Raw genomic sequence first — 13,201 nt, 5'->3', positions numbered from 1 at the left:
TGAAATGACCCTTCTCGTCACAGGCGGCACAGGCTTCGTCATGAGCGTCGTGGCACGAACCTGGCTTGATCGCGATCCCACGGCCCGCGCCGTCATTCTCGATCGCTCCGACCTCGATGCCATGGCCGAGCGCTATTTTGCGCCGGTGCGCGATCGTCTTTCGGTCATCACCGCCGATATCTGCGACCCCTTGCAGTGGTCGACCGCGCTTGATCAGCACGGCATCAGCGTCATCGTGCATGGCGCGACGATCACGCCGATCTCGCGCGGAAGCGCTTCCGAGGCCAAGCGTCAGCCGGAAGCCGAGGAGCCGGCCAGGATCGTCGATGTCAATCTGATGGGCACGGTTCACATGCTCGAATGGGCGCGCAGCCGCCCCTCCGTCAAGCGCTTCATCTATGTCAGCTCCGGCTCGGTCTATCGTCATCACGGGCCGGACTGGGCCGGCGAGCCCTTGCCGGAAGACGGCTATGTCGCGCCGCTGACGCTTTATGGCATCTCCAAGTTCGCCTCCGAAATGGTGGTCAACCGCTATGCCGATCTCTTCGGCCTGTCGGCGCTCAGCGTCCGACTCGCCTCGGTCTATGGCACGATGGATCGGACGACAGAGAGCCGCAATTTCCGCCATGTTCCGAACAAGGTGGCACATATGGCGCTCGCGGGCGAGGTGATCCGGCCGAACAGCCTGGAATCGGTCGGTGACTACGTCCATTCCGCCGACGTCGGCAATGCCGTCGTGGCACTGCTGACGGCGCCGCGGCTTCGCTATCGCCATTACAATATCGGTAGCGGCCGCACCTCGACCACAGGCGACATCGTCGAATGGGCACGCGAACGCGTGCCTGATTTGAAGGTCGAGGTCAGCCCGCACGACACCGCCAACGTCGTCCAGGACGCGACGCTGAAGGACGGCATGTGGGGCGAATATGATCTCGCCCGCATCGAGCGCGACACGGACTGGCGCCCGCGCCCCGCCAGGGAAGCCTTCCACGACTACATGGACTGGATCGTCGCGAATGAAGGCGCATTGGAGGAGACGAAATAATGTCGGCAGCCGTCAAACCCGAAAACACGGAACGCCAGGCGCGCGATTTTATTGGCTATGGCCCGAAGCCCCCCTTCATGAGCTGGCCCGGTGGCGTCAAGCTCGCGATCAACCTGGTGCTGAACTACGAGGAAGGCTCGGAATATTCCTGGCTGGAAGACGGCCGCAACGACAATTGGGGCGAGTACAATATTCCAAACAGCCCGCCGGTGCGCGATCTCGGCACCGAGACGCATTTCGAATATGGCAGCCGCGCCGGTGTCTGGCGGCTGGCGCGCCTCTTTGATCGCTACAACGTTCCGATCACCGTGTCAGCCTGCGCCATCGCGCTGGAAAAAAACCCTGCCGTCGTCGGATGGATGAATGCACGCGGCCATGACCTGCTTGGACACGGTCTGCGCTGGAGCGAATATTCGACCATCGAGCGCGAGGATGAGGAGCGTCAGCTGCACGAGGCGATCGCCCTCTACAAGAAGCTGACCGGCCGAAGGCCGATGGGCTGGAATTGCCGGTCCTTCCCGAGCGTCAACACCCGCGATCTGATCGTGAAGGAGGGCGGTTTCCTTTATTACTCCGACCCCTGCAACGACGATCTGCCCTATTTCATCGATCATGACGGAACGCGCCTGCTCGTCGTTCCCTATTCCAAGACGCTGAACGACAGCCGCTATCTGATCGCGCCCGGCTACAGCAATCCGCGCGATTTCACCGAGGATTGTCGCTCCGCCATCGACTACATGATCGGCGAAGCGCACGAGACCGGCGGGCGGATGCTGACGATCGGTATCCATGCGCGCTGGATAGGACAGCCGAACCGAGCCTCCGGCCTGCGCGATGTCATCGAACATGTCCAGAAGACGCCGGGAGCTGCCTTCATGCGCCGCGAGGATATTGCCCGCTACTGGCTCGAAAACCATGAAACATTTGGCTGTCATGCGTGATGGAACCGAAGCAGTGCCGCTGGCGGAGCCCAGCGAACCGGTGAGCGGTTGGAGGAAAGACATGAACGGTGCTGAGGTCGTCGCCTCGATCTTGAAACAGGAAGGCGTCAAGCAGATCATCGGCTTTCCGAACAGCGAACTGTTCGATGCGTCAGCCCATCTCGACATTCCGCCTGTCATAACCCGGACGCCGCGTGTGGCTGTCAATATTGCCGAGGGCTATGCTCGCACGACGGCGGGGCGAGAACTCGCCGTGGTCACAGTACAGTACGGTCCTGGCGCGGAGAGCGCTTTCGGCGGCATCGCCCAGGCCTTCAACGACCGCGCGCCGATCCTCTTCCTGCCGACGGGCTATCCGCGGGGATCGGAAGCGGTGGCGCCGAATTTCGAGGCGAGCCGCAATTTTCGGCACATCACGAAATGGTGCGAGGCGGTGACCCGTGTCGAGCATTTGCCAAAGCTGATGCACTCGGCAATCACCCGTCTCCGCAATGGTCGCCCGGCCCCCGTGCTTCTCGAATTGCCCGTCGATCTCCTGGCGGAAAAGCTCGATCCATCCCACGATATCTATCAAAAGCCTCGCCGCAGCGTGCCGCAGGCCGATGCCGGTGAGATTGCCGAGCTGGTTGCCGCCTTGCTCGCCGCAAAGAATCCGGTCGTTTTCGCGGGCCAGGGTGTGCTTGCTGCCTCGGCCTCGAAAGAGCTGGTAGATTTTGCGGAGCTGCTGCGCATCCCTGTCATGACGACGCCGAATGGCAAGAGCGGCTTTCCGGAAAACCATCCGCTGGCGCTCGGCACGGCGGGGCGCGCGCGGCCGGCAACGGTCGATCACTTCATGGACAAGGCTGATGTGGTGCTGGCGCTCGGCACAAGCCTTACCCGCTCTCACTACATCCTGCCGATCGCCAAGGACAAAGTGCTGCTGCAGGTCACGATCGATGAAGGCGATCTCGGCAAGGATTATCCGATCGCGCAGGGTGTCATCAGCGACGCCCGCTCCGCTTTGCAACAGATGATCGAGCACGTAAAAAGCGAGAGGCAGGCCATCCCGGATCGCGGCGATATTGCCGAAGAGATCCGCAGCATACGCGCCGCCTTCATGGAACGTTGGACGCCCTTCCTGACCGCCGACAGCGAGCCGATCTCGCCCTATCGTGTCGTCTGGGAAATCATGCGCGCCGTGGATCCGGCCAAGACCATCGTGACCCACGACGCCGGCAATCCGCGTGATCAGTTCAGCCCTTTCTATGAGGCGACCGTGCCAGGCAGCTATGTCGGCTGGGGCAAGACGACGCAGCTCGGCAGCGGCCTCGGCTTCGCACTGGGCGCCAAGTTGGCACGGCCGGAGGCGACCGTTGTCAACCTGATGGGCGAGGCCGCCTTCGGCATGGTTGGCATCGATTTTGAGACTGCGATCCGCTGCAATCTGCCGATCTTGACTGTCGTGATGCGCAACAACGTGCTCGGCGGCTACGCGGCCAGCATGCCGATCGCCACTCAGAAATACGGCGCCAATCGCATGTCGGGCGGCTATGCGCCGATCGCGCAAGCGCTGGGCGGCTATGGCGAGTGCATCACGTCACCGGCGGACCTTCGTCCAGGGCTTCTGCGTGCCTTTGCCAGGGTCCGCGCGGGTCAAGCGGCGCTGATCGAGGTCGTGACCCATGAAGAACCACGCCTGCCGGGCCTCTGCTGACGGATGATCGGTATGTTCGATACGATCATATCAGGCGCGACCATCGTCAATGCGGACGGTGAGGCAAGGTGCGACGTCGCCATCCGCGACGGCCGGATCGCAGCCATTCTTTCGCCCGGCGAGACGGCCGAGGCTCGCACCGTTCTGGACGCCGAGGGCTGCGATCTCCTGCCCGGTCTGGTCGACGCCCATGTCCACCTGCGCGAACCGGGGCTGACGCATAAGGAAGATTTCGATAGCGGCACGCGTGCCGCCGCCTTGGGCGGCGTGACGACCGTGCTCGACATGCCGACCGACAATCCCTGGACCGCGGCCGCCGACCAGCTTGCCGCGAAGATGGAGATGGCTAGGGGACGCATCCATGTGGATGTCGGCTTTCAGGCCGTCATCAGTCAAGATATCGGCCTGCTAGACGGATTGCTGGACCTGCGTCCCGTGTCGCTGGAGCTCTTCACGGCTGACGTTCCCGACGCTTTCCTCTTCGACAGCATCGACGCCGTCTCCCAGATCGTCAGGCGTCTTGCCGGCTGCGATACACTGATCGGCATCTCGCCTGGGGATCAATCAATATTGGTCGGCAGCGGCGTACGCAATCATGTCGGCGATATTGCAGCATTTCTGGAAAGCCGCCCGCCTCTAGCGGAGGCATCGGGCGTGGCCCGCGCTATTCTGGCCGCAGCGGGAACCAATGCCCGAATCCATGTGCGACAAGTCAATTCGGCGCTCGGTATGTCTACCTGGCGGCGGCTGCGCGACATGGCGGACGCAACGGTCGAGACGACGCCCCAGAATTTCTTCTTCACCGATGCACAATACCAGACGGCAGGTGCCAAGCTGAAGGGCTCGCCACCTTTCCGGACCCCAATCGATGTCGAGGCGCTGCGAGCCGCTCTTTCCGAGGGGCTGATCGATATCGTCAGCACCGATCACGCGCCGCATAGCCCTACCGAGAAGGCGGCGGCCTACGCCGCATTCGCCGACATTCCCGGCGGAATGCCGGGGCTTCAGACTCTGCTCGCGACCATGCTGCGGCTGGTCGAGGAGCGCGTCATCGGGCTCTGCGACCTCGTGCGCATGTGCTCCTTCAATCCAGCCGCACGTTTCGGCCTGCGTCGTTCCAAGGGCGTGATTGCCGCAGGCTTCGATGCGGACATTGTGGTGCTCGACCGCCGCCGGCCGAGTTGGATTACAAATGGCCAACAGGTCTCGCGCGCCGGCTATACGCCCTTCGATGGCTGGAGCGTACCGGGGACGCTTGCACACGTTTTCCTACGAGGCCAAGAGATCGTTCGCGACGGGAAAATCATCTCCGAAAGACGCGGGAGCGTCGTCACCCGTGAATCCTGAGGAACCAGCCGATGCCCATGCTGCAGAGCAGAATTGCCATCGTTACCGGCGCCAGCTCCGGTCTAGGTCGCGCCATCGCCTTACGCTACGCGACTGAAGGCGCCTCCGTCGTCATTGCCGATACGATCGAAGCGCCGATCGAGGGCGGCGAGACGACACTGGAGCGCATTCGCGCCGGCGGCGGCAACGCACTGTTTGTGCACACTGATATTTCTGATTGGAATGCGGTCGGTCATCTCGTCAGCGAAACCGTTCGCAATTTCGGTCGCCTCGATGTGATGATCAACAACGCGGCGACCTACACATCGACCAATCTGATGGAAACGACACCGGAGCAATGGGCTCGCGTCATCGCTGTCAACCTCACCGGCTTCTTCTATTGCTGCAAGCGAGCTGCGCAGCAATTCCTGACCCAGGAGCCCGTCGGCGAGGTGCGCGGCCGCATCATCAATATCTCCTCGCAGCATGGCATGGTCGCCTGCCCCGGCGATTTTCCCTATGGCGTGAGCAAGGGCGGCATCGTGCAGATGACCCGCCAGATCGCGGTTGATCATGCCGACGACCTGATTATCTGCAATGCGATTGCCCCGGGCAAAATCGTCACCGGCAAGCCGGGGGTCGCCAACGATCCCGATGCGCTCGACTATTCACGCCGCCGCACGCCCTGGCCGCGTCTCGGCGCCCCGGAGGATGTCGCCGGCGCGGCTCTGTTCCTGGCAAGCGACATGTCGAGCTATATGACAGGCATCAATCTCATGGTCGACGGCGGCTGGATGGCTGGCTGACCCTCAACGAAAACCGGCTGTCTGCCGGAGAATGAAAGGAAACACATATGGATTTGGGACTGAAGGGAAAAACGGCGCTCGTCCTCGGCGGTGGCGGTGGCCTCGGGAGCGCGATTGCCAAGACATTGGCTGCCGAAGGCAGCCGCGTCGCTGTGGCCGATATCAACAGGGAAGCGGCTGAAAAGACGGTCGCAGAGATCGAAGCACGTGGCGGCAGCGCCGTGGCGATCGCTTGGGACCTTGCCGACCTTAGTATCATCACTTCGAACCTTTCAGCGATCGAAGCCCGGTTCGGATCGGTCGATGTCCTCGTCAACATGACCGGCGGCCCGCCGCCGACGCTCGTTGCCGGCCAGAGCGCGGAGAGCTGGCGCAAGCATTTCGACAGCATGGTGCTGTCGGTCATTTCGATCAGCGATGCCGTGCTGCCGAGGATGCGCGAGAAGAAGTGGGGCCGGATCGTCACCTCGACGTCGTCAGGCGTCGTCGCACCGATCCCGAATCTCGGGCTCTCGAATGCATTGCGCATGTCATTGCTGGGCTGGTCAAAGACCCTTGCCGGCGAGGTCGGCCGTGATGGCGTAACGGTCAATATCGTACTGCCTGGCCGCATCGCCACTCAGCGCATCACCTTCCTCGATGAGCAGAAGGCCAAGCGCGAAGGCCGGTCGGTGGAGGACGTCTCGGCGCAAAGTACCGCCTCCATCCCCGTCGGTCGCTACGGCGACCCGCAGGAATACGCCGATGTCGTCGCCTTCCTGGCGAGTGCGCGTGCATCTTATGTTACTGGAAGTGTTTTGAGGATCGATGGCGGTCTGATCGCAAGCGTTTAGATGCGGTAGCTCCGGCATTCCAATTGGCTGGCTATGTTAAAAGGCTGGTTATATCGGGTAATATCGCCAGCTCTTATATCCTTTTGGCTATGAGAAGCGCCGCACAGGCCGTCGCCACTACTGCCAATCTGGGAAAGATCCCGCTATTTGCAATCATTCAGCGTTGCTACGACAATATTGCGCCAACGAATAATGATGGACGTTCCTGCAAGGCCGGAGCTTGTAGCCTTGCAGCGTCGACCCTTTGGAGCCTGCGGAATCGTTCTCAGCGCGAAATGGGTACTTGCTCCAATCGTTTGTCATGGCCGATCAATACAAGAACAATCCCGCCGAGGAGCGGGCCGGCAGCCAGAGCAAGCAGTGCAATGCTCGTATTGCCGGTGGCATCGCGGACGGCACCATAGACTGAGGGTCCGATCGAGCCGCCGAGGTTGCCGATCGCATTGATCATAGCAATACCGCCGGCCGCCGCCGTACCGGTCAACATTGTGCCGGGAATGGACCAGAAGCATGGGGCGAAGGACTGATTTCCCATGACAGCGATGGTCAGGACGATCATCAGGATCACGGGATGATCGGCGCCAACGAATTTACAGATCACCATCGCGGCCGCGACGATGAACATCGTCGAACTGGCATGCCAAACCCGCTCGCCGGTGCGGTCGGAGCTGTAGCCCCACAAGATCATCGCGGCAAAACCGAAGATGTAAGGGATTGCCGCTACCGGTCCGATCCAGTCGCGATCGACACCCAGGCCCTTGACGATCAATGGCATAAAAAAGACCAGGCCGTAACCAGCATACTGGTGGCCGAGTTCAACGAATGTCAGGAGCCACACCTTTATGCTGCCAAAGGCGGCGCCGAGCGTGAAACGGCGTACTGATTCCTGCTGTGCCCGTTCGGCGGCAAGGCGCCCCTCGAGCCAATCTCGTGACTGAGTGCCGAGCCACGGTGCCTGACTAGGTCGGTCGGTCAGAAGCCAGAGGATCAACGCGCCCGTGATAATCGATGGCACGGCCTCAACGATAAACAGCCACTGCCATCCAGCCAAGCCAAGAACCCCGTCGAGATGCATGAGCTCGCCACCGATCGGCGGTCCGAGGATTTGCGAAATGACGCCGGCCGACATGAACCAAGCGACGATGCGGCTGCGATATCGCGCCGGGAACCACCAGGTGATGTAGATCAGGACCCCAGGAAAGAATCCAGCCTCGGCGAGTCCGAGTAAGAAGCGGACCGCGTAAAATGACCAATTATCCCAGACGAATGCCGTCAGCGCGGAGACAATGCCCCAGGTGACGAGGATGCGGGTCAGCCAGACGCGTGCGCCGAAGCGTTCGAGAATGAGATTACTAGGGATCTCCGCAAGTAGATAGCCAAAGAAAAAGACGCCCGCGCCAAAGCCGAACTCCGCATTCGAGAAATTGAGGGCAGGGCTCATTGTGGTGGCCGCCATGCCAATGTTGGCTCGATCGAGGCTCGCACAGAAATAGCCAAGCATCAGGATCGGCACGAGCCGCCAAGTGACGCGGCGCATCGTTTCGCGTTCGATTCTGGCTAGGGTGTCAGGCGGTGTGGCCGCGTCCATATCTTCTCTCCCATATGGCACGTATATTCACTTGCAGCGGTCGATTGCGCCGCAATTCCTCCAAAAACGTGCCGGTTTCGCTATCTTTAGCGCACTCGAAGTGCCTCAAGTGCGGTCTCGTTGATCTCAATTCCGAGGCCCGGTGCGGTGGGCAAATGAAACAAACCTTTGATTGGTTTGGGCGCATTGGTGAAGATCGTGTGACGCCGCGCACTCGGATCGTCCAATTCGCAAGGCTTCGTCGCGTGAAGCTGGGAGGCGCAGACATGCAAATTGGCAAGATGGCCGACAGTTGGTTGCGTCTGATGCGGCACGAGTTCGACGCCATGGGCATTGCAGAGGGCCGCGCATCGCAATAGCCCGGTGATGCCGCCCATTTTGATGATATCCGGCTGCACCATACGAACGCCCGATTGAATCAGCTCCGCGATGGCTGAGGTCGTATAGCTTTGCTCGCCGGCAGACACGGTAATATCGAGCTTGTCGGCAAGTGCTCCGAGCTCTCGGGGATGATAATGCTGCAATGGCTCCTCAAACCACCAATAGCCAAGCTCCTCCAAAGCACGTCCGACTCGGATTGCTCCGCCGAAGGAGAGGCCGTTATTGGCGTCGAAGGCCAGGGGAAAACCGTCGCCGACCAAACGGCGTACTGCGCGGGCCTTTTCAATGTCGCCGGCAATATCCTGATCGAGCTGCGTTCGATCATTATCGAACCGAATCTTGATGGCCGCGGGATTGTCGCGCATGCGTTCTTCGACAGCCCGGCAGACTTCGTCGACGGTGCGCTGACCGACGCTATTGCGTCCGATCGAGGCGTAGAAGGGCAGGGAGGTTCGCCAGGCACCTCCGACAAGCTTGTAGATCGGCTGACCGAGAAGTTTCCCCTTAAGGTCCCATAGGGCGATGTCAATCGCCGCAAGCGCCCCGGCGAGGGCGCCCTCGGGACCAAGCTTGACCAGCCCGTGCACCAGACGGTCCTGAAGCACGGCATGATCTAACGGATCGGCACCAAGAAGGGAAGGCGCAATGTCATGCTCGATCATAGCAAGGGAGGCGCGGCCGCCTTGCATAGGCGAAGCTTCGCCGAGCCCCATAAGGCCGTCATCAGTATAGATACGCACGAAGGCGCTACGCATTGCCGGCGTGTCGGAGGGCGACCACTGCACCTGGACGGTTTCCACGCGATCAATCTTCATACATTGCTCCTCATTATAGATTATATATAATCTTTTATTGCAACGTAACTGAAGCATCGGGCTATATCAACCGGCAAATAGGAGATTCTTGTGCTGGAAAATGCCGAGACGGAATTCGACGCGATGGGCGTGCCCAATTATCATCGGGTACGCGATGCGATGCGTTCGGACATCGCGAAGGGAAACCTCGCGCCGAACGCCCGCTTGAAGATCAGTGATCTGACCGCACGTTACAGGCTCAGCCCGGCACCGATTCGCGAAGCACTGGCTCAATTGGCAACAGAGGGATGGATCGTCATCCATCCCAACCGAGGCGCCTGGGTGAGAGCAATCGACGAGGCGTTCCTCAGAGATCTCAATGAGATCAGGATCGCGCTCGAATCTTACATCACTGGCCAGGCGGCTGCCGTCGCGACGGCGGATCAGGTCGCGGCGCTCGAAGCAATCGAAAGCCGGTATGAGCAAACGCTATCCAACGCAGGTGCAATGGACATTGCTCGCCTCGTCCAGTTGAATGCGCAACTGCACGATGCAATTAAGGCAATCCGTCCCAATCAGGAAGCTGGGGTGCTGATGCAGCGCCACAGCATCTTCTTTAACACGATGCGCACTGCATGGGGTTATGGCAACTACCGACCACACCAGATTGCTGAGGAACATCGTCGTTTGATTAATGCGTTTCGCACTAATAATGGACCGCTCGCCGAGCAAATTTCGCGAGAACATATTGCCCACGCCATGGATGATCTGCTTCAGCTGTGGCGAGCACGAAATGTCGAGGCAAGATAATTGCGTTGCACGGCGGCCTTGCGCTCGCTGTTCTTGATCTTTTCGAGCAGCGCCTCGTCATACCGGGTGTGCTGGCTCGGAGACCGCTGTAACCAGCCATGACGATATACCCAGTGCTTCGTAGAGCCATGCCCCTTTGCGCGGCAGTCGTTGCGACGCAACGACGATAGGGGCCAGATGGTGGAGAGCACAGCCGCGCTTGTACTGAGGAGTGATGCCACCGAAAGGCGCGTTTAGGATTTTGCCAGAGTAAGGGCTGCTTGGACACCGCCTTCCAAAAGAGCTGCCGCCTGCGACGGGTCGGAAACAGCACGGGCAATCTGCAGGGTGCCGACCATGAGCGCAAAAATCGCTCTTGCCTTATTACGGGCGAGAGATGAAGACGAAGAGGGAAGTCCTGATGCGAGGGAATCAGTATATTTTCTCAGTTCAACTTCATAGGCCTCGCGAGTCGGTTCCGGTTGTCTTGCGAGTTCGGGCAACAGCGCAGCCGATGGGCACCCGGTTTCGCGGCGGAGCATATGGTCGACGTTGAGATAGCTGCGGATGATGCTTTCAAGACCTACCTGGTCGTTTAGAGCCTTCTCGAGAATTTCCCGCTGATGTGTCAACGCACTCACCATGGCTTCTTTCACGAGTGCTTCTTTTGAATCGAAATGCGCATAAAATGCGCCATTCGTTAACCCGGCCTCCGTCATAATCCCAGCCAATCCGGAGGCGGCCGCTCCATCGTGGCGAAATCGCCTGGCCGCAACCTCGACAATGCGACGTCTCGTGCTTTCTTTATGGCCCTTTTCAAACCGCATCTGTTGTCTCCCGAAGTGTTTGCGTTACGCGATTCATCGCGATCTGCATATGGTTCTCATACGTCAGGAGGCTGCCGTTTCAAGAGCAACCAGCAGGTCTCGGTCGAGCTGTTGGGCGATTTCGCCCACCTGTAAATCTTCGAACTGACCGAAGGCGGTGAGCGGGCGATCATATTCAAACGCAACGCCGCCCGTGTCGTCGCGCAGAAGGACTCGGACGGGTGCGTAGAGGCCCGCAGATATGCGATGCCGCGTCATCTTCGATGCCGTCAACGGATTTCCAATGTCGTACTGGACCGACTGACGCTCCAGACCTGCCACCTGTAGAAGCGCACCATGATCCCTGAAGCCGAAAATCGAGAGAGATGGGAGAGCCTCGAGCTCTTGAAGCGCACGCCCTGTTTGCCGATAACGCAAGAGGGTGAAAATACCGTCGTCAATGCGAGGGATAAGCGACTCCAGCTTTGACCTGACGGCACTGAAATCTTTCTCGGAACGGATCGTGACATGGTCGATGCTGATCGTCTTGATGTCTGTCGTAATCGTCATTTGCTTAACCTTTTCAGTGGTGGGTCGAAGCGCGCCGCCTTGACCGAGTTCGCGCTTCAAAGAGACGAGATACCGAGCGCTTCAACCCGGCGAGCCAGTGTCAGCAGGCGACGATCGCCACCAGCGGGAGCATCGATCTCAAGGCCGATCGGAAGGTTGTTGCTCACTCTGCCCATGGGTAGGCTGATGCCCGGGAGACCAGCTCCGCTGGCCGGGATGGTGTTTTTCGCCAGCGCCGCGAAGGTCACTTGTTTGCCGCCGATCAGGAACTCATTTTCCTTTCCAATCTTTGGTGCCGTGCACGGGGTCGTTGGCAGAATAAGTGCCTCAGCACCGCTTTTCGTAAAAGCGTCGGTGAACAGTCGCTGGATCTGCGGCCGGTCGATAGTGAGGGCTTTGTGATAGGCATCCGCAGCCAGCCATTTCGATCCGGTCGGCAGCACCAAATGCTGCCAGACGTCCCTCAAACCGGGCTTCAGGTCGTCGTAGATTTCTTGAAACGAGGTTGGAATATCGTTGTCGCGAAGAAAGCCGACGATCGCTTCCCTTGTTTCACGGAAGAAAAGGTTCCAGGTCGTTGTGTTGGCGAGCGCCGCAAACTCGTCGCCAAAATCGATTTCAATAACTTCAGCTCCACCATCGCGCAGTCGACGCACAACCTCGTAGAACCGCGCTCCGACATCGGCGTCGATCAGGTCGAGATATTGCTTCGGGGCGTATGCAAATCTCACTCCGTTAAGATCGCCGCGCATAAGCCCCGCCGATTGCGGAGTCTTCGTTATGATCTGGTCAATCAGTTCGCAATCTTCGACTGTGCGGGCGAAAACACCGGTCGTGTCGAGAACATGTGAAATCGGAGCGACACCGTTCCGTGGCCAGCGACCAGTCGTCGGCTTAAATCCCACCACACCACAAAGTGATGCCGGTACTCGGATCGAACCGATGGTGTCGCCTCCGAAGGCCGCAGGGACAATTCCCGCGGCTACAGCCGCGGCCGATCCGCTCGATGATCCACCACTCACCCGATCAAGGGTGTGGGGATTTTTCACCTGCCCGTAGGGACCATTGTCTCCGGTCAAGCCATAGGACATTTCAACGAGGTTATTCTTGCCAAATACGATTGCGCCAGCCTCTTTTATGGCACTGACCACGCCCGCATCATGAGTGGGTATGAAGTCTTTCAGATTGTTGACACCGAGCGTCGTGCGCAACCCATTCGTCAGGTAGCTGTCCTTCACACCGAGAGGGACACCAAGCAAAGGGTCGGACGCGCCAGCAGATCGTGCCTTGTCAGCAGCGTATGCCGCCTTAATGACAGCCTCCTCATCGATCGTGATGAATGCCTTGAGCTCCGATTTCTCTCGCGCCTGCGCCATAAGGGCTTCGGCGTAGGTTTCCGCTGAGAAGTCGCCGTCGCTCATTGCCCGAGCAGCCTGCACGACGCCGATTGCCGTAAAGCCAGGTTCGCTCGGCTCGCCTGAAATTACTTCCGTTTGCATGAAAAGTTCCTCGTTAAGTGTCTGATTCCGCCGCCCACTGGATGAGAGCGCCAGTCAATGGAATTACGATCATAATATAGAATTATGATTGTAATACAATAGCGGTCGAAATTTATTCAGATAAGCC

At 59.5% G+C, this 13,201-nt stretch carries 12 protein-coding genes; 7 read left to right on the top strand and 5 right to left on the bottom strand.

From position 1 onward, the window contains the following. Nucleotides 1–4 precede the first annotated feature (4 nt). The 6 genes from FBZ97_RS27775 to FBZ97_RS27750 are packed head-to-tail and all read left to right on the top strand — an operon-like array spanning nucleotide 5 to nucleotide 6,647. Nucleotides 5–1,045 (top strand): NAD(P)-dependent oxidoreductase, encoded by a 1,041-nt coding sequence (locus tag FBZ97_RS27775; protein WP_145324141.1) that lies wholly within the window; start codon nucleotides 5–7, stop codon nucleotides 1,043–1,045. After that, the gene (locus FBZ97_RS27770) at nucleotides 1,045–1,986 is read left to right on the top strand and encodes an allantoinase PuuE (protein ID WP_113408913.1); all 942 of its coding nucleotides are present in this window, start codon (nucleotides 1,045–1,047) and stop codon (nucleotides 1,984–1,986) included. Before FBZ97_RS27775 ends, FBZ97_RS27770 begins: the two co-directional genes overlap by 1 nt. Next, on the top strand, nucleotides 1,961–3,682 hold the full coding sequence (locus tag FBZ97_RS27765) for a thiamine pyrophosphate-requiring protein (protein ID WP_348642393.1): 1,722 nt from the start codon (nucleotides 1,961–1,963) through the stop codon (nucleotides 3,680–3,682). Before FBZ97_RS27770 ends, FBZ97_RS27765 begins: the two co-directional genes overlap by 26 nt. A 12-nt stretch (nucleotides 3,683–3,694) precedes the next feature. Continuing rightward, nucleotides 3,695–5,029, top strand: a complete 1,335-nt coding sequence (locus FBZ97_RS27760) for a dihydroorotase family protein (protein WP_145324139.1) — start codon at nucleotides 3,695–3,697, stop codon at nucleotides 5,027–5,029. An 11-nt stretch (nucleotides 5,030–5,040) separates the two neighbouring features. Further along, complete coding sequence (locus FBZ97_RS27755; protein WP_113408911.1) at nucleotides 5,041–5,814, top strand: SDR family NAD(P)-dependent oxidoreductase; 774 nt, start codon at nucleotides 5,041–5,043, stop codon at nucleotides 5,812–5,814. Nucleotides 5,815–5,861: 47 nt separating this feature from the next. Beyond that, nucleotides 5,862–6,647, top strand: a complete 786-nt coding sequence (locus FBZ97_RS27750; RefSeq protein ID WP_113408910.1) for an SDR family oxidoreductase — start codon at nucleotides 5,862–5,864, stop codon at nucleotides 6,645–6,647. Nucleotides 6,648–6,912: 265 nt separating this feature from the next. Here the strand turns inward: FBZ97_RS27750 and FBZ97_RS27745 are convergent, their stop codons facing one another. Together FBZ97_RS27745 and FBZ97_RS27740 are read right to left on the bottom strand one after the other, a co-directional pair. Then, on the bottom strand, nucleotides 6,913–8,235 hold the full coding sequence (locus tag FBZ97_RS27745; protein ID WP_113408909.1) for an MFS transporter: 1,323 nt from the start codon (nucleotides 8,233–8,235) through the stop codon (nucleotides 6,913–6,915). Between the two features lie 86 nt (nucleotides 8,236–8,321). Beyond that, a complete protein-coding gene (locus FBZ97_RS27740; RefSeq protein WP_162751467.1) occupies nucleotides 8,322–9,431 on the bottom strand; it encodes a mandelate racemase/muconate lactonizing enzyme family protein in 1,110 nt (369 codons plus the stop codon). A gap of 90 nt (nucleotides 9,432–9,521) precedes the next feature. Between FBZ97_RS27740 and FBZ97_RS27735 the strand changes: the two genes are divergently transcribed. Beyond that, a complete protein-coding gene (locus tag FBZ97_RS27735; protein WP_113408907.1) occupies nucleotides 9,522–10,220 on the top strand; it encodes a GntR family transcriptional regulator in 699 nt (232 codons plus the stop codon). Between the two features lie 233 nt (nucleotides 10,221–10,453). Here FBZ97_RS27735 and FBZ97_RS27730 read toward each other — a convergent pair whose 3' ends face one another. From FBZ97_RS27730 to FBZ97_RS27720, 3 genes are all read right to left on the bottom strand, one after another. Beyond that, nucleotides 10,454–11,026, bottom strand: coding sequence for a TetR family transcriptional regulator (locus FBZ97_RS27730; RefSeq protein WP_113408906.1), 573 nt, complete (start codon nucleotides 11,024–11,026; stop codon nucleotides 10,454–10,456). Between the two features lie 63 nt (nucleotides 11,027–11,089). Continuing rightward, a complete protein-coding gene (locus FBZ97_RS27725; protein ID WP_246661878.1) occupies nucleotides 11,090–11,635 on the bottom strand; it encodes a DUF302 domain-containing protein in 546 nt (181 codons plus the stop codon). After that, the gene (locus FBZ97_RS27720) at nucleotides 11,632–13,074 is read right to left on the bottom strand and encodes an amidase family protein (protein WP_145324135.1); all 1,443 of its coding nucleotides are present in this window, start codon (nucleotides 13,072–13,074) and stop codon (nucleotides 11,632–11,634) included. Before FBZ97_RS27720 ends, FBZ97_RS27725 begins: the two co-directional genes overlap by 4 nt. Nucleotides 13,075–13,201: the final 127 nt, after the last annotated feature.

Origin of the sequence: Rhizobium sp. ERR 942, from assembly GCF_007828395.1 — a bacterium.
GTDB lineage: Bacteria > Pseudomonadota > Alphaproteobacteria > Rhizobiales > Rhizobiaceae > Rhizobium > Rhizobium dioscoreae.
Note: the sequence above shows the minus strand (reverse complement) of the source record. Positions and strands in the feature narration are given on the sequence as shown.